The sequence below is a fragment of the Gilliamella sp. Lep-s35 genome (assembly GCF_009795845.1).
Taxonomy (GTDB): Bacteria; Pseudomonadota; Gammaproteobacteria; order Enterobacterales; family Orbaceae; genus Gilliamella.
In genome coordinates this window covers 49,143-70,312 of record NZ_WTEX01000008.1, presented here as the reverse complement: position 1 = coordinate 70,312, position 21,170 = coordinate 49,143, and the positions used below count along the sequence as shown (strand labels likewise).

Below are 21,170 nucleotides of genomic sequence, written 5' to 3'. Positions count from 1 at the left end.
TTAAACTCACAATGCAACGAATAACACGGATAGCTTTTGATTCTAATGACCCTGATACAATTCCTCAGTTAGAACAATATCATTCCTTACTTTTATTATTAAAACCACATTTAACTGAACGTACTTTTTCAATTTTAGCCACACCAAAGCTAATTGATAATCAGCAATATGTAGGTTGGTATACTGATCTTGAAGGGCAACCGCTTTTACTTGATAACATTATCAACCAATTGCAAAAAGACGAGATTACCCAAACATTACAAACACGCCTTAATGACATTGAAACTGCAATAAACCTTATGCCATTAAGTAACGAAGAGCAAAATTTAGTTTCGATGTGGCTTCCTAAAATTAAAAGCTCAAGCAACTTAATTTATGTCATCAATGATGAACCTGTCATTGTTAATACTTTTCAAGAAGGTGTACAACCTGCACCTGCGCCAATTGTTGCGCCAATACCATTTTGGCATTGGTGGCATTTTTTACTTTTAGCCTTATTTTTAGTTGGACTACTTGGCTTACTTTGGTACTTATTTTGTCCGCTTGCAAAACCTAAAATTGTGCCTGCTGAGCCAGTATCGAAGCCAGTTATTTCGGCACCGGTTGAAGAAAAACAGCCAGACCCTGTGCCAGAGCCAGCAACAAAACCACAACAGCCCGAGCCACCGGTGGTGTCTGAGCCTATTGTAAAATCTGAACCAGCGTTAACACCAGCGCCAGTGCCTAAGGTAAAAAATCCGCCTAACTGCATAACCAAAGAAGAGATTAAAAAAAATTCTAATCCTTCAAAAATGGTTATGATTTTTGACAACTCATTATCAATGACCGTCACCTTAAATGAACCACCCCATGAGGTTGAAAAATACTTCCAATATATGTCCTATGGTTATGGTCGTAACATGTCAGAACAAGACAGAATCAATTATGAAAAACGCATGACACGCTTACCAACTCGTTTATCAAGTAGTAAGAATGTAGCAACCTCAAGTATTGATAAAATACAACAAAATATCGATATTTCGCTTGTCACCTTAACAAGTTGCCCAACGGCCGATGTTTCGCCATTTTATAATTACACAAATCGAGGAACGCTAAAACGAAAAATAAAACGACTAACACCAACAGCGGCAGGTGGTGGTGGAACGCCTTTATACAGTGGGCTACAAAAAGCTAGCCAAATGCTTGATGGTATAAAACGTGATGATTATATTCTGATAATCAGTGATGGCGAAGACAACTGTTCAAGAAATAACATCTGTACACTAGCTAATTATATTGCATCACAAAAGCCACGGTTAAAAATTAATATTGTCGATATTGCTGGCGAACACAAAATTGATTGCATTGCTAATGCCACAGGTGGCAAGGTTTACATAGCCCAAAGCCCTAAAGATATGATAAAGCAGATGAATAAAGCGGTATCAAGCTTAAAAATCAACAGACCAACTTGCCAGTAAAAAACAAACTGTGCCAAATTATTCGTTTGGCACACTAAGTTAGTTTGTGGTTGGCACATTTGAACGCTTTGAAATTTAAAAAATATAAGCACATTTTATAGACTTAAAATAAAAAAGACATTATCTTTTATAAAAAATTGGTCAGGAAAGATATTGATTTTATTTAGGTTTTTTATTTTTCGCCAAAAACAGCTTTCTCACAATCCTTATTCCCAATAAAAAACCAGACATGACGTCTGGTCTTTTTCCGTTTTTTATTACGGTAACATTTAGAAATCTAAATTCGCCGCTTTAAGGGCGTTTTCTTCAATAAATAGTCGGCGTGGTTCAACTTCATCACCCATTAATGTAGTAAATAATTGATCCGCTTCAATTGCATCTTTTATGGTGACTTGCAACATGCGACGACTGGTTGGATCCATTGTGGTTTCCCATAACTGTTCTGGGTTCATTTCACCAAGACCTTTGTAGCGCTGGATCGTTAAACCACGGCGAGACTCTTTAATTAACCAATCAACAGCTTCATCAAAAGATTCTACGGGTTGTTTGCGTTCTCCACGTTGAATAAAGGCGCTGTCTTCAAGTAGATCTTTTAATTGTGTACCAAGGTGGCAGATATTACGGTATTCATTACTATGGATGAATACTTGATCTAATGGATAATTAGTATCTACACCATGAGTTTTTACTTTAATGATTGGCACATATAGCTGTGCTTTTTCATTATATTCAGCTGAATAAAGGTAGCTGCTGCCATGTTGTTCTTTGTTTGTTAGTTTTTCAACAAGTGTTTTTGCCCAATTTTCGGCCTGTTGTTGATTTTGTAAAATACTTTCGTTTAATACATCATGATAAACCAATTCACAAAGCAATGCTTTCGGGTAACGGCGCTCCATTTTGGTGATAAGCTTTTCAACTTTTTGATATTCTGCAATCAGTCGTTCTAATGCTTCGCCTGCAAGTGCAGGTGCATGGTCATTGACATGTAACGAGGCATCTTCAAGTGCTAAGGCAATTTGGAATTGCGTCATGGCGTCATCATCTTTAATGTATTGTTCTTGCTTGCCTTTTTTGACTTTGTATAAAGGCGGTTGTGCAATATAAACATAGCCACGCTCAATGATTTCAGGCATTTGGCGATAAAAGAATGTTAATAATAAAGTGCGAATATGCGAGCCATCAACATCGGCATCGGTCATGATAATAATGCTGTGGTAACGCATTTTATCTGGGTTATATTCATCACGCCCAATTCCACAACCTAATGCGGTAATTAGTGTTCCGACTTCTTGAGATGAGAGCATTTTGTCAAAACGGGCTTTTTCAACATTAAGAATTTTCCCTTTTAGTGGCAATATCGCTTGGTTTTTGCGGTTACGCCCTTGTTTTGCCGAGCCACCCGCAGAATCCCCTTCCACTAAGTATAATTCAGATAAAGCTGGGTCTTTTTCTTGGCAGTCAGCAAGTTTACCCGGCAAGCCACCTAGGTCTAATGCTCCTTTGCGTCGTGTCATTTCGCGCGCTTTGCGTGCTGCTTCACGTGCTCTTGCTGCATCAATAATTTTGCCAACCACAATTTTGGCATCGGATGGGTTTTCTAGTAGGTATTCGGCGAGTTTTTCGCCCATGACAGATTCAACGGCTGATTTGACTTCTGATGAGACGAGTTTGTCTTTAGTTTGTGACGAGAATTTAGGATCAGGCACTTTGACCGATACAACTGCAATGAGTCCTTCACGAGCATCATCACCTGTGGCGCTAATTTTGGCTTTTTTACTGTATCCTTCCGCTTCCATGTAATTGTTTAATGTCCGCGTCATTGCACCACGAAAACCCGCTAAGTGTGTTCCACCATCGCGCTGAGGAATGTTGTTAGTAAAGCAGTAGATATTTTCTTGATAACCGTCATTCCACTGTAATGCTACTTCGACACCAATATCGTCTTTTTCGGTGCTGAAGTAGAAAATTTTAGGATGAATCGGATTTTTGTTTTTATTAAGGTATTCAACAAAAGCCTGAATACCACCTTCGTAATGATAATGCTCGCTTTTTCCTGTGCGTTCATCAAGTAATTTTATTGATACCCCTGAATTTAGGAAAGAGAGTTCACGAAGTCGTTTAGCAAGTATTTCGTAAACAAATTCGATATTAGTAAATGTTTCAGGACTTGGCCAGAAGCGAACGTATGTACCTGATTCTGTGGTTTCACCAATGATGTTAAGTGGTGCTTGTGGTACCCCTAAGTTGTAAATTTGTTGGTGAATTTTTCCATCACGATAAATGACAAGTTCTAATTTATCTGATAAGGCATTAACAACCGAAACCCCAACGCCATGCAAGCCGCCAGAAACTTTGTATGAGTTGTCATCGAATTTACCACCTGCGTGTAATACGGTCATGATAACTTCAGCAGCTGAAATACCTTCTTCTTCATGAATACCCGTTGGAATTCCACGACCATCGTCACGAACAGAAACCGAGTTATCAGGGTGGATGGTGACTTCAATATGGTGGCAATAACCCGCTAATGCTTCATCAATGGCATTATCGACCACTTCAAAAACCATATGGTGAAGTCCTGTTCCATCATCAGTATCACCAATATACATACCTGGACGTTTACGGACAGCATCAAGCCCTTTGAGTACTTTAATGCTGGAAGAATCATAAGAATTAGACATGGATTTCTCGACTTAATTGATTGTTTATATCATTCTGTATACTTACAAAATTATACCAGATTTTATGTGAAAAATCTTATCATTTTCATCGATCATATGGCTAATTTGATCTTGGCTAACTGCAGTAATAAACACTTGTGAATTAGCTAATTTTAATCGTTTTGCTAGCAAGTCACGTTTATTTTGGTCTAGTTCTGAAGCAAAATCATCAATCAAGTAAATACAAGATTGTGCATTTTGTTTTGAGTAATATTCACCTTGAGATAACCGTAAAGCACACATCATTAGCTTTAGTTGACCTCGGGATAAAAGATCTTCGACAGGAATATTATCGATACGTAATTTTATATCCGCTTTATGTGGTCCAAGGGTGGTGTAATTAAGGAGCTTATCGCGATCGTACTGCTTTTGTAGCTGTTTGGAGTAATTAATTCCATGATCCCAACCTTGATAATATTGACAATTAAGTTGATATTCAGGTAAAAAATCACGGCAAGTCTTAGTAATTTCAGGAAAAATATGGTGTAAATAATCGGCTCGAATTTGGCTAATTTTTTCGGCAATTGGGGCGATCTCTTTGTCCCACGGTAATAATTGTTTATAACTGTTGGCTTGTTTTAACAGTGCATTACGTTGCTTAAATAGGCGTTTTAAATTGTTCCATAAATGAACAAATTCAGGGTAATGATGAAAACATCCCCAATCGATAAATGCACGGCGATATTTTGGACCACCACTCAATAAATCAAACCCTTCAGGCGTCACTAATTGTATTGGTAATAATTTGGCTAAATCGGCCAATCGAAAGCCTCCGTCTCCATTTATTTTTATTTTATTTTCGTTATTGCGTGATTTTGCAAGACCTATTGAATGAACTTGCTGATTGGTACTTTTTATCTCACTAAATAATATAAGCTCAGGTTGTTCATGTTGAATAATTCGATTTGATTGGGCATGCCTAAATGCTCGTCCATGACCAAGCATATAGATAGCTTCAAGCAGACTAGTTTTGCCACTGCCATTATCACCAACAATGAAGTTGAAGTATGGTGATAAAACAAGCTGTGCATAATCAATATTACGAAAATGATGAACGTTGATGGTTGAAAGAGTCATATACTGTCAATTATTCCGGCCGAAGCCGGACAATTAAATAAGATTTGATTATAAGCGCATCGGCATAACAACATAAGTGGCAGATTGATTGTTGAGATCTTCAATTTGTACACTTGATACTGAATCAGTAAGTAATAGTTGTACGCTATCACATCTTAATGTGTTTAATATGTCGAGTAAATAAGTAACATTAAAGCCAATTTCAAGCTCTGATGACTCATATTTTACATCAACAACTTCTTCTGCTTCTTCTTGTTCCGGATTATTGGCTGTGATTTTTAGTTGATTGTTATGGGCATGAAGTCGAATTCCACGGAATTTTTCATTAGATAAGATAGCAACCCGTGACAGGGCATTTCTTAGCTCTTCGCAGGCGACTTCAAGTGGTTTATCTGGATTACGAGGTAATACCCGTTTATAGTCAGGAAATCTGCCATCAATAAGTTTTGATGTAAATGTGAAATCACCAAGATTAACGCGTAAGTTATTATGACCAATTTGCATTGTGATAAGTTCGTCGTTATCACTAACTAATTTTGCCAGTTCAAGCACCCCTTTTCTTGGTAAAATGACCGCGTGGTGATTTTTTATATTTTGCTCAATGGGCTGTGCGCATAACGCTAGTCGGTGTCCATCGGTTGCGACAGTTTTTAATAGGCTATCTTCAATTTCAAATAACATGCCATTTAAGTAATATCTGACATCTTGATTTGCCATTGAAAATTGTACCGCATCAATAAGTCGTTTTATTGTTCTTTGTGGTACTGAAAGATCAACATCACTTTGCCAATTTTCTAAATTAGGAAAATCGTTAGCAGGTAGCGTTGCTAAAGAAAATTTACTACGACCCGATTGAATCATTAATCGATTATCGTCAACACTTATCGATATCTTTGCATCATTAGGTAGGTTTCGACAGATATCAAGAAATTTTCTTGCCGGTACTGTAGTTGCGCCAGGTTCACTTGGCTCAATTAATGGTAAATGAGATATCATCTCTATTTCAAGATCCGTTCCTGTCATTGATAGTGTGTTGTCATTAACTTGTAATAATAAATTTCCCAAAATAGGTAACGTCGGGCGATTACTCAATGGGGCGCTGACAAGTTGCAATGGTTTTATCAGTTTTTCACGATCTATAATAAATTTCATAGTATTGATTCTTTTTTAAGTTGATAATGTTCTAATTAAATTGGAGTAATCTTCTTTAATTGCATTGCTTTCTTCTTTTAATTCGGCAATCTTTCTGCATGCATGTAATACGGTGGTGTGGTCTCGCCCACCAAAGCCGTCACCGATTTCAGGCAGACTTTTATTAGTAAGTTCTTTGGCAAGCGCCATTGCGACTTGTCGTGGTCTTGCAACTGAACGAGAACGGCGTTTAGAAAGTAAATCAGATACTTTAATTTTATAATATTCCGCAACTGTCTTTTGTATATTTTCAATAGTGACAAGTTTTTCTTGTAAAGCGAGTAAATCTTTTAAAGCATCTTTAACAAAATCTATGGTAATAGCTTTACCAGTAAAATTAGCGTTGGCAATAACTCGATTAAGCGCGCCTTCCAACTCACGAACATTCGAACGTAGTCGTTTAGCAATAAAAAAAGCGACCTCTTCAGGTAATCTGATATGATTTTCTTCGGCTTTTTTCATTAAAATCGCAACCCGTGTTTCAAGTTCGGGCGGTTCGATTGCAATGGTTAGTCCCCAACCAAAACGTGATTTTAGGCGATCTTCAACGCCATCAATCTCTTTAGGATAACGATCTGATGTTAAAATAATTTGCTGATTGCCTTCTAATAACGAGTTAAAGGTGTGAAAGAACTCTTCTTGAGATCGCTCTTTATTGGCAAAAAATTGAATATCATCAATCAGTAAGGCATCAACTGAACGATAGTAATTTTTAAACTCTTCTATCGCATTGTTTTGTAAGGCTTTTACCATATCTTGGACAAAACGCTCTGAGTGCATATAAACAACTTTAGCATTGTTTTTTGCTGCCATTATTTGATTACCCACGGCATGTAATAAATGCGTTTTACCTAAACCCGTCGAACCGTATAAAAATAAAGGGTTATAAGCTTTGCCTGGGTTTTCAGCTACTTGTTTGGCTGCAGCAGCAGCAAGTTGATTTGATTTACCTTCAACAAAACTATTAAAAGTGTGCTTATGATTAATACCCGAACGATAAGTATGATTGTGATTTGTCTCTTTTGTTGTTTGCCAAGCAGGTAAAACTTCTGCTTTACGTTGGTTATTTTGCGTTTTTTTATCTTTGGATACGGTTGAACCAACTTCAAGAAATAGTTTTAAAGAATCGTCATTGAAAAGCTTATTTAGCAATTGGGATATCGTAGTTAAATATTTATTTCTTACCCAATCTAACACAAATCTATTAGGTGCATAAATATAGAGTTTATTATCGACCATTTCCGCTTGCAACGGGCGAATCCATAAATTAAATTCTGTCGTAGGGATTTCTTCTTGTAACTGAGAAAGGCAATCTTGCCAAATTGCGGTAGGCACGGCAACTCCTTCAACTTTTCTTACTAACAATACTGAGAAGCAGTATAATATCTTTTGTGGATAATTTGTAGATCTAAGTCAATATATAATTTAGTTGTTAACAAAAAAGAGATAAAAAACCCGGCTTTTAACCGGGTCTTAATGAATAACTAAAAACAAAAATTATTTTGTTGAATTAGTTACTTGAACTTCTTGAATGTTACGTGCTTTAACTTCAATTTCAACACGACGATCTGGGGCTAAACATGCTTTTAAGTTAGCGCCACGAAGTGCATTACATTTAGTACCAGTAACTGGTTGAGATTTACCTACACCACGAGCACTGATTAAGTCAGCAGGAACACCTTTAGCAACTAAGTATTTCATTACTGAGTGAGCTCGTTGTTCTGATAATTTTTGGTTATAGCTCTCTGAACCAATACGGTCAGTATGGCCAATTACCACTACTGCGCTTTCAGTTGGGTTGATTTTAACAAGATTTGTTAATAAGTTATCTAATGCTTGACGACCTTCAGCTTTTAAGTCAGCTTTTGCATAAGCAAATAGCACGTCTTCATTTAATACATAACGTTTTACTTCAGTTTTTAATTCAACTGGAGCTGGTGTATCTAATGTTGCTAAACGGTAAGTAACACCTAAGCTTACAGTACCCGCATCTGGAGATGCGTCAGTTTTAGTGTGAATATGTTGCACGTATTGGTATTCTAAACGAGTTGATAAATCGTCAGTTAAACGATAGTCAACACCTAAAGCATAAACTGGAGAAACGTCTGTTTTTGAACCATGATCAAGTTTTTCGTATTTTTTTACTAAACCGCCATTTTTCCATTTAGCGATAGTGACCATACCACCTGCACGACCATAGATATCTAGACCGTCAATGATAGGGTAGCTCAATTTACCAGTTAAAGATACGCCTTGAGCAGATACTTTACTATGACCTAGATCATAGTTTTTACCTGCATAGTGGAAAGATCTTTTATATTTAGCAGATCCTAACCAATCGTAGCCTAATTCAAATGCTAAATAAGGGTTTGCTTGGAAACCAAGGAAAGCACCACCAGCAACATTGCTGCGATCTGAAGTGCTGACTCCGACGTTATCCCATACGCGAACTCTATTTGCATCTAAACGATAAAGTTCTGACCAACCTAATTTAGCACCTGCATAAAAAGAGTTATTTTCATATGCCGCATTAGCTGCAGTAGCTGTTAAACTTGCAACTGCAATCGCTAGAGCTAGAGTAGTTTTTTTCATTTTATTGCCTCAACTTAAATGTTGTTATAGACGATGTTTAATTTCTTTATTGTTTAAAATTTACTTTAAATAAAAAGAACAATTATTTATTGTTATATAATTATGTTACCCATAATCTGTTGCGTAGTATAGCATAGATAATAGGCAAATCTATAGTTATTGCTATCTAATAAAAAATATTTAAATAATTTTATCAAATGATTTTGTTAATAGTCATATAAAAGTCATTAATGGTATTGGCTAATGAATTAGCCATAATAAAGAAGTCAGCTTCAAGTCTTTTATTAAACTCATCTGAACCGATATCTTCATTTTCATCTAAAATAACCGAATCAAATTTAATTCGTTTAAAAGTTAAATCACTATTAACAATAAAGCTGACGCCTCTTTCATCGATAATTTTAATTTTAGTGAGCCATTTACCAGAATCGAAATGAACACGCATTTCATCACTGGTGATTTCTTGATTTTTGCAACTGATAATTCCATTACCTTCAAGCGGATCTTTAAGCTCGGCCTGATCGCCCAATAAAAATGGTGGGAAATTTAGGTTTTCCCTTGTCCATGTGGTCATGATTTGTTCAAGTGGTTTATCAATAGATAACGGCGTTAATGCAAGCGAGCCAAGCTCTTTACGCAAAATAGCTAAGATATCTTCGGCTTGTTTAAAGCTACTACAGTCAACAATAATGCGTTTATTATGCGTATCTAACCATAACCAATAGTGATTATATTTACTAAAAGCTCTTGGCATTAAGTCAATCATGACCTCATCTTTTAAAGTGGCTTTTTCGTTTTTGGTTAACTTCCTACTTAGCGCTTGTTCTTGTTTATCAATTTTTTCTAATAAAGCTTGTTTGATTACTGGAGAGGGCAATATTTTTGTCTCTTTTTTGATGCGTAATAATAAATGCCCTTGCATATCAACAATAAAATCCTCTTGATTATTATCATGATAAGGCGAAACCCAGCCCATTTTTGTGGTATCTAAATTTCCACAAGGTGTAAAAGGGTGTGATTTTAGTGCGTTTTCAATCGCATCTTTATTAAGTAACGTGTCGTTATTGAGTTGATAAATGATGGCATTTTTAAACCAGAGCATACTTTTCTATTTCCTGAATTTTTTGTAATAAAGATTTTATTTCATTTAAACAGCAATTACTGATTATCGTAAGTATTGCTATTATGATTTTGATATTGAGTTTCAATCAATATTAATTAAAAGTTATAAGATAACCCCATATAAACCGAAGTGATAGCACTATTGTCAACCATAGGACTACTTGCCGCATCGCCAGTTAATTTGTCGATATGAATACCGCCAAAAGTCGCTATATTTTTGGTTAATGAATATTGTGCAGCTATTTCGGCATAAGGTGTTAATGAACTGTCTGCATTAAAGTATCGCAATTTTGAACGAGACGATTCTTTATGCGAAATACCATAATAATAATTATTATGTTTACTATTAGCCCAATTTATACCAATAGACGGCGCTATAATTAAATTACCCTGCATATAAGGGACAGTATAATCGGCATTAGCTAAAACACTATTACTTTCGTTTAATACATCAGCGCCGATACTACTAGAAACCACTCCCCAATTGGTCACAATAGAATATTCTATTTCTGCCAGTAATGTTGAGTGACGGCTATTAAGTTGCCTTAATTGGTGATTATCTGAATTGTGTGGTTTAAATTCATTAGATAAGTAGCGAGCACCTATTGAGACACTTTGATTATCAGTATTATAAGCATAAACGCCAGCAGATAAATCATCAATAAAAAATAGCCCATTGTCATAATCGATATGAGGAATAGGGTAATAATTATCATTATAATTTTTATAAGGTGAATTTGCCCAACCCATGCCTAAACCAAGGGAAGTTGGCTCAGCTAATGCAAACTGTGCAGTTCCTAAAGTGATTATAGATAAAATAGAAAGTCCACAAAGTGTTTTTTTCATTTTTTTATGCTTATATAAAAAGTGAATGTTTATTACAAATTAATAAGATTTAATTGTTTAGCTAATCGTCACACAATCTATACATTAACTGTACATTGTAACAAGCAAATTTCTTGAATAATAATGCCACATTTTATTGTATTTGAATATTGATTAGTGAGATAAATTATGAGTAAACCAACTTTAGAAATGACTAACAGTCGTCCTGATGATGCTACATTGTTAGCTGATGAAGCGAAATATTGCTCTTTTGGTGATACCGTACATTATGTTGAGCCACCAAAAATCTTTGACGGTTGTGAAGGTAGCTACATGTATGACAAAGAAGGTAAAGCTTTCCTTGATCTACAAATGTGGTACTCAGCATGTAACTTTGGTTATGCCAATGAACGCTTAAACAATGTTCTTAAAAAGCAAATTGATACCTTACCACAATGCGCTAGCCAATATTTACATCCTACAAAAATTGAATTAGCCAAAACCATTGCCCAAGGTATGGAAAAGCGATTTGGTTATGAAGGGCGGGTACATTTCAATGTAGGTGGTTCACAGTGTATTGAAGACTCGTTAAAAGTAGTGCGTAATGCAACAGGTGGTAAATCACTAATGTTTGCTTTCCAAGGTGGATACCACGGCCGTACACTTGGCGCCTCATCAATCACATCAAGTTATCGTTACCGTCGTCGTTATGGTCATTTTGGTGATCGAGCGATGTTTGTTCCATTCCCATATCCTTTCCGTCGTCCTAAAGGTATGACTGCTGAAGAATATGGCGAACATTTAGTTGCTGAGTTTGCACGCCTATTTGAAACCGAATACCACGGAGTTTGGGATCCAAAAGTAGGGCAAGCCGAATACGCGGCATTTTATGCTGAACCTTTACAAGCAACGGGTGGTTATATTGTTCCTCCTCGTAATTACTTTAAAGGTCTTAAAAAAGTTTTAGATCAGTATGGTATTTTATTAGTCGTTGATGAAATCCAAATGGGCTTTTATCGTACAGGTAAACTTTGGTCAATTGAACATTTTGATGTTAAGCCTGATGTTGTGGTTTTCGCTAAAGCATTAACTAATGGTCTTAACCCACTTGGTGGTTTATGGGCGCGCGAAGAATTAATTAATCCTGAAGTGTTCCCTGTTGGCTCAACACATTCAACATTTGCATCAAACCCACTAGGTACGGCAGTTGGTCTTGAAGTATTAAAAATGACTTCTGAAACTGATTACGAAAAAATGGTTATGGATAGTGGAGCTTACTTCCTTGAAGGCTTAAAAACACTAGAGAAGAAACACAAAGAGATTGGCGAAGTTGATGGTTTAGGTTTAGCTCTTCGTGCAGAAATTTGTACAGAAGATGGCTTTACAGCCAATAAAGCACTTGTTGACAAAATGGTTGATATTGGTATGTCAGGTGATCTTGATTGGAAAGGTACCAAAATGGGCTTAGTACTTGATATTGGTGGTTACTATAAAAATGTGATTACTTTTGCGCCATCATTACATATTTCTCGTCAAGAGATTGATCAAGGTATTGAGCTTCTTGATCAATTAATTACACGAGCTAAAAAAGAACTTTAATCATTCATCTTAAATTCCCGCCAATATTTATTGGCGGGCTTGCGTGCTACAGCCAATCATTTATTTGAACGTTATGAAATACATCAACCAGTTAGAACCCAATGAATTAATAGACAATTTTCTAGATCATCCGCCACAAGACTTTTCAGCATGGCTTAGTGAAGATGGTGTGCCTGTTTTTTCAGCAAAGTTTGATCTTTTGACTACTGCCGATGATGATTTCAGACATAAAATTCAAAAGCTTCCTTTTTATCATAAATGGCAACGCTACTTAAAACCCAATACCTGCTTTGTTGGAGCAACAGTTTCTGAATATGCGTTATTAAACGATAAAGTTGATGAAAATCAATTGGCTGAAAACATAAAAACGGCTTACGCTAAACGATATCCTTTTTTGATTGTTAAAGATATTCCTGTTTCATCGCCTTTATTGAGTGAAAAAGACAACGACTATTCATTGCGCTTTATTTCATCACTAAAAGCACAAGGTTTTATTGAAGTTGAAGGGCAAGCACTGGCTTGGGTACCGATTGATTTTAGTGATATAAATGAAGTCTTTTCCCGTTTTTCGTATAGTCGACGTAAAAATTTTAGACGAAAACTAAAATCACGCAATAAACTAGCCATTCATATTTTGCATAGTGGTGATGAGTGTTTCTATGACCAAGCAGTTTTAGATGAGTATTATCAACTTTATCTTAATGTTTATGAGCAAAGCGAAATACATTTTGATTTATTGACTAAATCTTTTTTTACTCAGCTATTACAAAACAAACCCCAAAATGCGCATATTGTAACTTATTATCATGATGATAAATTGGTTGGGTATAATATTTGTTTTGTGGTTAATAATATGTTAGTTGATAAATATATTGGTATGGTTTATCCACAGGCAAGAGCGCTTAATCTCTATTTTGTAAGTTGGTTTGTTAATCTTGAATATGCTTTACAGCAAGGTTTTAGTCACTATATTGCAGGTTGGACTGATCCCGAAGTAAAAGCTTCGTTAGGTGCAAAATTTACCTTTACAAAACATTTAGTTTATATTCGCAATCCATTATTAAGAGCTGTATTAAGAAGATTGATTAGTCATTTTGAAAGTGACAAGGAGAAAGTAGCATGACATGCCCTATTATTCTCAACTTTGATCAAAGTGTTGGTAAAATTGATTATGCTAACACAATTGATGTTACCCAGTGGCAAGATACAATTCGTTTTGGCTGTACTAAAAAGACGTTTAACCAATTTAACAATGTGTTACAGCAATTTTTACCAGAAAATTATGGTACAGTACTAATGGGTAGTGGTGATTTTCATCATATTTCATTATTGCTTATTGAACGTTTAGCAAAGCAATATTCTGCTGATAACCCGATTCAAGTTGTGATTTTTGATAATCATCCTGACAATATGCGTTATTTGTTCGGTATCCATTGTGGATCATGGGTAAGTTATGTGGCAAGTTTGCCTTTTGTGAGCCATGTGCATGTGCTTGGTATTACCTCTCATGATATTGGGCTTGCTCATTTTTGGGAAAATCGATGGGCGCCACTGTTTCATAAAAAGTTGACCTATTGGAGCTTAGATGTCAATGTCACATGGGCCAAAAAAATAGGTTTAGGCCATGCTTTTCGGCATTTTGCGACACCAGATGATCTTATTGCTAACTTTCTATCGGAACAATATCATAGCGCACAGCCTGTTTATGTCTCGATTGATAAAGATGTATTGAGTGAAGAGGTTATTCACACCAACTGGGATCAAGGTAGATTACAAACTTACCACCTACTTGATACTATTTCTTCAATTAAATCTAGAATTGTCGGTAGCGATATTACGGGGGAACTATCAATATGGCAGCCAGCAAATTGGTTTAAGCGTTTGCTTAGTTCGCTTGATAAACAACCTACCATATCACCAAATAACCTTGTTAATTGGCAACAAGAGCAACATCAGCTTAATTTGACGTTATTAAAGGCATTAGCAGTATAAATTTTTGTAAAAAAGTTTCAGGAAAGTACGTGTTTAAGTATAGAAATCACTTACTTTCCTTGCTATATCAGAACTTAACGTTGAAGATTGTTTGACTCTTGTTTAGATAATTTACTTTCTGCTAACGCTAAAAAAAGAATGCCAGAAACAATTAGTATTGTGCCAATTAACTTGAATAATGTAATTGGTTCGTGAAATAGCCAGATTGAAACAACCATAACTGTTACAACCTCAAAGTGAGATGCTGCAAAAGCAGGGCCTACAGGGGCTTTTTTTAGTAACGTCATCCAAGTAAAAAAAGTTAAAATATACCCAGCTATTGAGATATAAATCCATGGATTAGTAAATACACGAACTAACCAATCAACGCTCATAGCTAATGGTTCTGCATGTATTGCAGTTAATTTAAAACTACACTGTGCAATAGTGTCAAAAAACAACAATACGGTAAATCCAATGATATAAAATCTGGCCATATTAAGACATTCCTACAAAAATAACGCCTGCTGTGATTAATAGCATGCCAATTAAGCGATAAATGGTTAGCAATTCCTTAAAAATAACTCGACCTACTAGCATGATAGTAATGATATTAAATGAAGCAAGTAATACGCCTTGCGAAAGCGGTACTAATGTTAAAAAAGCCAACCATAATAAAAATTCAGCTACATAAGCGATAATGCCAACCCAAATCCACTTATTTTTAGCTAGATCTAACCAATAGTACCAACCATCGCGGTTATTGGGAGCAGTGGCGGCGAATTTAAAAGCAACTTGCCCTAATGTATCAAAACAGATATTACTAACCCAAAGAATGATAACTAATGGCGACATTATGCTTTGATTCCTTCAGCAATATTATCAAAAAACGACGCGCACTCTTTGATTACTTCACGGCGTTGGCTATCAATTGTAATTAAATGATAACTATCATTTAATACCACTAATTTTGTTGGACCTGATACCGATTTTTCAACTAATTTGGCATTGGTTTCTATATTAGCAATATCATCATTACCTGAATGCATAATTAAACAGGGTGATGTCACTTTAGGTAATTGCTGACGCATGGCTTTTGCCAGTAATTGCATTTCGGCAAGTGCAGGAAACGGGTTACCAGCAAGCCCTGCTGATGCCGCATCGCCACTTAACATACTTTCAGAAACCACAGCTCGAATACGCTCGTCTTTAAGCCCGTAAGGTGGTTTTTCAATAAACACTTTCTTTTGGAAAATACCCAATTTCTTAAAATAAACCAGTAAGAAAAACAGTTTTTTTGCCCAAAACGGCATACTCCAACCATCATAACAAAATGTCGGTGCTAACACGCCAACACCTTTAATTTGTTCAGGTCTGTCTGCGGCCAATTTTAGTGCCAATAATGCCCCCATTGATAAACCTGCTACAAACATATTCTCTACATGCTGTGCTAAATAATCAGCCCCATCTTGCACGCTTTTATACCAATCTTGCCATGTTGTTTTACACAGATCTTCTTCAGTACCACAATGCCCAGCTAATTGAATGGCATAAACGGTAAACCCTGCTTTATTTAAACCATTAGCTAAAATTCGCATTTCATTCGGAGTGCCAGTTAAACCATGAATCAATAACACGCCGTTTTTATTACCAGGTAGAAAGTAAGATAAATCTTCAATTTTACTCATTAAAATTCCTTATTCTTTTACCATCATGACAGGAATAACCCTTTGTTGTGCCTGTTTTAATGCGTTAGTTACATCTGCAAAGCTAGTGATTTTACGGTGTACTATTTTATTTTTTTCACAATAATTAACGAGCTTATCTTTGGCAAAAACAAAATCAACATTATGTGATACGCAATAGTCTGAAGTACCATCGCCAACATAAAGAATCTGCGTAAAATGCTGTTGTTTTTTAACATGGTTACATTTGCAGTTACCACTTTGCTTAATACAGCTTTTATTTGTGTAAGGGAATTCAAGACGCCAACTACGCGCATTATTATGCATCAGTTTATTGGCAAAAATAGGTAAATTTTTAATACCATGACGCTTTAAAATAAACTCAATGGCATAATCCAATCCATCACTCACCACATGAACGGGAATACTATTTTGTTCGGCGTAATTAATAAAAGCTTTAAAAGCAGGATCAATCTCAATTTGTGATAAAACGCAATTAAGCTCCTCTAAGCAGGCGTCCATTAAAGCAATTTGTTTGCTCATACACTCTTGAGAGCCAATTTTGCCATTAACCCATAATTCTTCAAGCTCATCACAACCATCTTGACCAAAGTGGCTAAGTAACGTGTCAGTCACATCTTTTACGCTAATTGTGCCATCGAAATCACACAAAACAATTGGTGAGTGATGCTGTGTATAAGATGGGTGAAAGACCGTATTTGTCATCGACGAAAAAGTGTTCATTTTTAATATAAAAATAGTCTAATTATAGATATTGGCACAAATTCTCTCATAGAGTGGCAATAAACTTTGTAGGCTCTTTGTATATATTTTGTAACGGAGAATAAATTGTCTGTATAATGAAGTATCTTCAGTACAAGTAGTGGTAACTAAAAGCAGATAATGAGTGAACGTATATTAATCATCGAGGATGATCAACGGTTAGCCAACTTAATTCAAGTTTATCTTATTCGACAAGGCTATTTTGTGGAGTGGCATAATAGCGGTGCTGGCGCTGAAGAAAAGATCCAACAACTAAATCCTGATTTAGTCATATTAGATGTCATGCTACCTGAAAAATCGGGTTTTGACATCTGCCGAGATATTCGCTCATGGTTTACTAACTATATCCTAATTATGACGGCTAGCGAAGATAATATTGATGAAATCGTAGGACTTGAATTAGGCGCTGATGACTACTTGGCAAAGCCTGTTGAACCAAGACTACTGCTTGCCCGAATTCGAGCACTATTACGTCGAAAACAGATAGAAACCGACAAAGAAAACACAAAAGAACTTGTTATACCTCAGAATAATAAAACATTAATTTTCGAACAATTAGCTATCGATGGCGAAAATCGCAAAGTCCTATTGCAAGAACACGAGATTGATTTAACCACCGCCGAGTTTGATCTGCTTTGGCTATTAGCCAGTAATGCAGGAAGTATTTTGTCTCGAGATGATATATTTTCACAAGTTCGCGGTATTGATTTTGATGGCAGTGATCGTTCCATTGATGCTCGAGTCTCAAGACTTCGCCGAAAATTACTTGATGATCCCGATAATCCGTCACGAATCAAAACCGTTCGAGGCAAGGGCTATTTATTTATGCGAGAAGGGGAAAACCATTGAGACAATTACTTGCTAAGCCGCTATTTTTTAATCGCCGAATTGTCTTTTACCTCGTTATTTTACTATCATTGCAATGCATTATTGCCTATGGTGCATTACTGGTATTTGATTCGTTACCTTCATCATTAACTGATATGCCCGATGATCATATTGTCTTTCGAGAATCACAACGTGGCACGGTCAACTTGATTCGTATGCGCATTGATGAAAACAAAGATCGCCCTCTACAAAGTGTTGTTGACGAATTACAGCCCTATTTTGGCTATCCTATCACCATTCTACCGACTAACAAAAAACTCCCCAACACTGTGAACAAAGAGTTAGAAAAATTAGGATTTTCATATGATAGTGATGAAGAAGTCATCTATATTGCTCTAAAAGACGGCCATTTGTTGCAACTAGGTCCAATGGTAATGCGAGATATTTTAAAATCCAATACAATGTCATTATCTGTGTTTTTAATTATCTGGGCTTTGTTTAGCGCGATTATCTTTTTTATTTTAATTTATATGGCTTTTAGCGCTGTCTGGAAAGATTTAGTCAATATCAGACAAACAGCTGAACAGCTAGGGCAAGGTAATTTAAAAGCACGGACTGAAAATGTTAAAGGTTGGTTGTTTAAGCCGCTTGCCAACGTACTAAACAACATGGGCATGCACATTGAACACTTAGTCAGCACCAATCAAACCATATCCCACGCAATGGCACACGAACTGCGTACGCCACTGGCTAGAATGCGATTTGAACTTAGCATGCTTGAAGAATCTAACGACGAACAAGAACGCTTATTGTTACAAAAAGGCATGGGTGATGATATTAACGAGCTTGAAACATTAATCAACGCCAGTTTAAATTACTTTAAAATGCAACAAAGTAATATTGAACTCAACTTAACGCGTATATCGCTAAAACAGTGGGGAGAAAGAATCTGTCAATCGTTAATATTATTTAAACCCAAAGACTTTGAACTTACTTGCAATAGCCAAAATGCTCAAGCAACTATTGACACCAATTTAGCTGAAACAATCGTCAAAAATCTGCTGCTTAATGCCTTTAAATATGCCACCCATAAAGCCGTATTAAACATCAGAAAACAAGAAAATCGTGTTATTATTGAAATTGATGATGATGGTGCAGGCATCCCCTTCGATGCACGAGAAAAGATCTTCATGCCTTTTGCTAGACTTGATACCAGTCGCACCCGCTCAACAGGCGGATACGGGCTTGGTTTAGCTTATGTAAAATTAATGGCAGAATTTCATAACGGCAAAGCGTTTGTTGTTACAAGTCCATTAGGGGGAGCAAGATTTGTGGTTTCATTAAAATCAGGGGATGAATAACCGCTGTATTTATTTGTAAACGTGGACAAAAAGTTGTCAGGAAAGGGATTGATTTTATTTGGTTTTTATTTTTGTTTTTTAGTTACCTAGATTAGGTCTTGGTTATTTTGTTAAAAAACAACATTGTTTAACCAAAAGTTAATTTTGTCGATACAAATACCTGTTTTCCGTTTCAGAAATAACAAAAATTTGTTATATTCATCCACCAACACAAAAAGTAACGGCAAGAAAATATTCTTAATTTGTTATTAATAAATATATCATCAGAGGTTTTTTTATGAGCGGTTCATTACCGACAGAGACTGAAACTCGTCCAACTAACTTTATCCGTCAAATTATTGATGCGGATCTTGCTGCTGGCAAATATAAAACAACGCATACTCGTTTTCCGCCAGAACCAAACGGCTATTTACATATTGGTCATGCTAAATCAATCTGTTTAAACTTTGGCATTGCACAAGACTATCAGGGTAAATGTAATTTACGTTTTGATGATACCAATCCAGCTAAAGAAGATGTTGAATATGTTGAATCGATCAAACAAGATGTTCGTTGGTTAGGATTTGAATGGGATGGTGACATTTGCTATTCGTCTGATTATTTTGACCGATTATATGAATATGCCATTGAGCTTATCAAAAAAGGACTTGCCTATGTTGACGAGCTATCTGCTGATGAAATTCGCGAATATCGGGGCACATTAACTCAACCAGGTAAAAACAGCCCTTATCGTGATCGTCCTATTGACGAAAACTTAGCACTGTTTGAGCAAATGAAAGCGGGTAAATTTGCTGAAGGAAAAGCCTGCCTAAGAGCTAAAATTGACATGGCATCACCATTTATCGTTATGCGTGATCCTGTGATATACCGTATTAAGTTTGCTGAGCACCACCAAACAGGTAACAAATGGTGCATTTACCCAATGTATGACTTTACGCATTGCATTTCTGATGCGATCGAAAACATCACACATTCACTCTGTACGCTTGAATTCCAAGACAACCGTCGTTTATATGATTGGGTATTAGATAATATCACTATCGAAGCACGCCCACATCAATATGAATTTTCAAGATTAAATTTAGAGTATGCCATTACCTCTAAACGTAAATTAAATCTATTAGTATCAGAAAAAATTGTCGATGGTTGGGATGATCCACGCATGCCAACTATATCTGGGCTGCGTCGCCGTGGCTACACACCAGCGTCGATCCGTGAATTTTGTCGCCGAATTGGTGTTACCAAGCAAGAAAATACCGTTGAAATGAGCACGCTTGAGTTTTGCATTCGTGAAGACTTGAACGAAAACGCACCTCGCGCAATGGCGGTGCTCGATCCTGTTAAGGTTGTGATTGAAAACTTTTCAGACAATATTGATGAAATACTTAGCATGCCAAATCACCCAAATCGTCCAGAATTAGGCACGCGTGAAGCGACCTTCACCCGTGAAATCTATATAGACCGAGCCGATTTTAGGGAAGAAGCCAACAAAAACTACAAGCGCCTAGTACTTGGTAAAGAAGTGCGTTTGCGTAATGCCTATGTAATTCGTGCTGATCGTGTTGAAAAAGACGCCGAAGGTAACATCCAAACAATCTATTGTAGCTACGATCCGGCTACATTAAATAAAAACCCAGAAGACGGACGTAAAGTGAAAGGCGTGATTCATTGGGTTTCGGCTAAGTTTGCAAAATCTGCTGAAATTCGCTTATATGATCGCCTATTTAACACACCAAATCCAGGCGCTGCTGAGGACTTCTTAGCAACCATCAATCCAACATCTTTAATCATTAAACAAGGTTTTGTTGAAGCAAGCTTACAAAATGCCAAGGTTGGAATGGCTTATCAATTTGAACGTGAAGGCTACTTCTGTTTAGATAGCAAATATGCAACCGACGATAAGCTAGTGTTTAACCGAACCGTTGGTTTAAGAGATAGCTGGAGCGAAGCATAATTTAA

At 36.3% G+C, this 21,170-nt stretch carries 18 protein-coding genes; 7 read left to right on the top strand and 11 right to left on the bottom strand.

What is annotated here, in order from left to right:
* Positions 1 to 11: 11 nt before the first annotated feature.
* Positions 12 to 1,457, top strand: a complete 1,446-nt coding sequence (locus tag GQ590_RS05355; protein ID WP_160405765.1) for a VWA domain-containing protein — start codon at positions 12 to 14, stop codon at positions 1,455 to 1,457.
* A gap of 269 nt (positions 1,458 to 1,726) precedes the next feature.
* Here the strand turns inward: GQ590_RS05355 and gyrB are convergent, their stop codons facing one another.
* From gyrB to GQ590_RS05320, 7 genes are all read right to left on the bottom strand, one after another.
* Positions 1,727 to 4,138 carry a DNA topoisomerase (ATP-hydrolyzing) subunit B gene (gene gyrB / locus GQ590_RS05350; RefSeq protein WP_160405764.1) on the bottom strand — a complete coding sequence of 804 codons (2,412 nt, stop codon included), beginning with the start codon at positions 4,136 to 4,138 and terminating at the stop codon, positions 1,727 to 1,729.
* Positions 4,139 to 4,180: 42 nt separating this feature from the next.
* Positions 4,181 to 5,254, bottom strand: a complete 1,074-nt coding sequence (gene recF, locus GQ590_RS05345) for a DNA replication/repair protein RecF (protein WP_160405763.1) — start codon at positions 5,252 to 5,254, stop codon at positions 4,181 to 4,183.
* Positions 5,255 to 5,302: 48 nt separating this feature from the next.
* Positions 5,303 to 6,406 (bottom strand): DNA polymerase III subunit beta, encoded by a 1,104-nt coding sequence (gene dnaN / locus GQ590_RS05340; RefSeq protein ID WP_160405762.1) that lies wholly within the window; start codon positions 6,404 to 6,406, stop codon positions 5,303 to 5,305.
* Positions 6,407 to 6,421: 15 nt separating this feature from the next.
* On the bottom strand, positions 6,422 to 7,780 hold the full coding sequence (gene dnaA / locus GQ590_RS05335; RefSeq protein ID WP_160405761.1) for a chromosomal replication initiator protein DnaA: 1,359 nt from the start codon (positions 7,778 to 7,780) through the stop codon (positions 6,422 to 6,424).
* A gap of 162 nt (positions 7,781 to 7,942) precedes the next feature.
* Positions 7,943 to 9,037 carry a porin OmpA gene (gene ompA / locus GQ590_RS05330; RefSeq protein WP_160405760.1) on the bottom strand — a complete coding sequence of 365 codons (1,095 nt, stop codon included), beginning with the start codon at positions 9,035 to 9,037 and terminating at the stop codon, positions 7,943 to 7,945.
* A 193-nt stretch (positions 9,038 to 9,230) separates the two neighbouring features.
* The gene (locus tag GQ590_RS05325; protein ID WP_160405759.1) at positions 9,231 to 10,139 is read right to left on the bottom strand and encodes a recombination-associated protein RdgC; all 909 of its coding nucleotides are present in this window, start codon (positions 10,137 to 10,139) and stop codon (positions 9,231 to 9,233) included.
* A 116-nt stretch (positions 10,140 to 10,255) separates the two neighbouring features.
* Positions 10,256 to 11,005 carry a MipA/OmpV family protein gene (locus tag GQ590_RS05320; RefSeq protein ID WP_160405758.1) on the bottom strand — a complete coding sequence of 250 codons (750 nt, stop codon included), beginning with the start codon at positions 11,003 to 11,005 and terminating at the stop codon, positions 10,256 to 10,258.
* Positions 11,006 to 11,194: 189 nt separating this feature from the next.
* Here GQ590_RS05320 and GQ590_RS05315 point away from each other — a divergent pair, with 189 nt between their 5' ends.
* The 3 genes from GQ590_RS05315 (at position 11,195) to GQ590_RS05305 (ending at position 14,575) form a co-directional block, all read left to right on the top strand.
* A complete protein-coding gene (locus GQ590_RS05315) occupies positions 11,195 to 12,583 on the top strand; it encodes an aminotransferase class III-fold pyridoxal phosphate-dependent enzyme (RefSeq protein ID WP_160405796.1) in 1,389 nt (462 codons plus the stop codon).
* A gap of 73 nt (positions 12,584 to 12,656) precedes the next feature.
* Entirely contained in the window at positions 12,657 to 13,706 is a 1,050-nt protein-coding gene (locus GQ590_RS05310) for a GNAT family N-acetyltransferase (protein ID WP_160405757.1), read from the top strand.
* Positions 13,703 to 14,575, top strand: a complete 873-nt coding sequence (locus GQ590_RS05305) for an arginase family protein (protein WP_160405756.1) — start codon at positions 13,703 to 13,705, stop codon at positions 14,573 to 14,575. Before GQ590_RS05310 ends, GQ590_RS05305 begins: the two co-directional genes overlap by 4 nt.
* A 74-nt stretch (positions 14,576 to 14,649) precedes the next feature.
* Here the strand turns inward: GQ590_RS05305 and GQ590_RS05300 are convergent, their stop codons facing one another.
* The 4 genes from GQ590_RS05300 to GQ590_RS05285 are packed head-to-tail and all read right to left on the bottom strand — an operon-like array spanning position 14,650 to position 16,965.
* Positions 14,650 to 15,051: a multidrug efflux SMR transporter gene (locus GQ590_RS05300; protein ID WP_160405755.1), complete on the bottom strand. Its 402-nt coding sequence runs from the start codon at positions 15,049 to 15,051 to the stop codon at positions 14,650 to 14,652.
* Position 15,052: 1 nt separating this feature from the next.
* A complete protein-coding gene (locus tag GQ590_RS05295; RefSeq protein WP_160405754.1) occupies positions 15,053 to 15,409 on the bottom strand; it encodes an EamA family transporter in 357 nt (118 codons plus the stop codon).
* Positions 15,409 to 16,242, bottom strand: coding sequence for a carboxylesterase (locus tag GQ590_RS05290; protein WP_160405753.1), 834 nt, complete (start codon positions 16,240 to 16,242; stop codon positions 15,409 to 15,411). The genes GQ590_RS05295 and GQ590_RS05290 overlap by 1 nt, the downstream gene beginning before the upstream one ends.
* A gap of 9 nt (positions 16,243 to 16,251) precedes the next feature.
* The gene (locus GQ590_RS05285) at positions 16,252 to 16,965 is read right to left on the bottom strand and encodes an MtnX-like HAD-IB family phosphatase (RefSeq protein WP_160405752.1); all 714 of its coding nucleotides are present in this window, start codon (positions 16,963 to 16,965) and stop codon (positions 16,252 to 16,254) included.
* Between the two features lie 177 nt (positions 16,966 to 17,142).
* Here GQ590_RS05285 and GQ590_RS05280 point away from each other — a divergent pair, with 177 nt between their 5' ends.
* The 3 genes from GQ590_RS05280 to glnS all read left to right on the top strand — a co-directional run bounded on the left by GQ590_RS05280 (position 17,143) and on the right by glnS (position 21,165).
* Entirely contained in the window at positions 17,143 to 17,871 is a 729-nt protein-coding gene (locus GQ590_RS05280; protein WP_160405751.1) for a winged helix-turn-helix domain-containing protein, read from the top strand.
* On the top strand, positions 17,868 to 19,211 hold the full coding sequence (locus GQ590_RS05275) for an ATP-binding protein (protein WP_160405750.1): 1,344 nt from the start codon (positions 17,868 to 17,870) through the stop codon (positions 19,209 to 19,211). Before GQ590_RS05280 ends, GQ590_RS05275 begins: the two co-directional genes overlap by 4 nt.
* Before the next feature lie 277 nt (positions 19,212 to 19,488).
* A complete protein-coding gene (gene glnS, locus GQ590_RS05270) occupies positions 19,489 to 21,165 on the top strand; it encodes a glutamine--tRNA ligase (protein ID WP_160405749.1) in 1,677 nt (558 codons plus the stop codon).
* Positions 21,166 to 21,170: the final 5 nt, after the last annotated feature.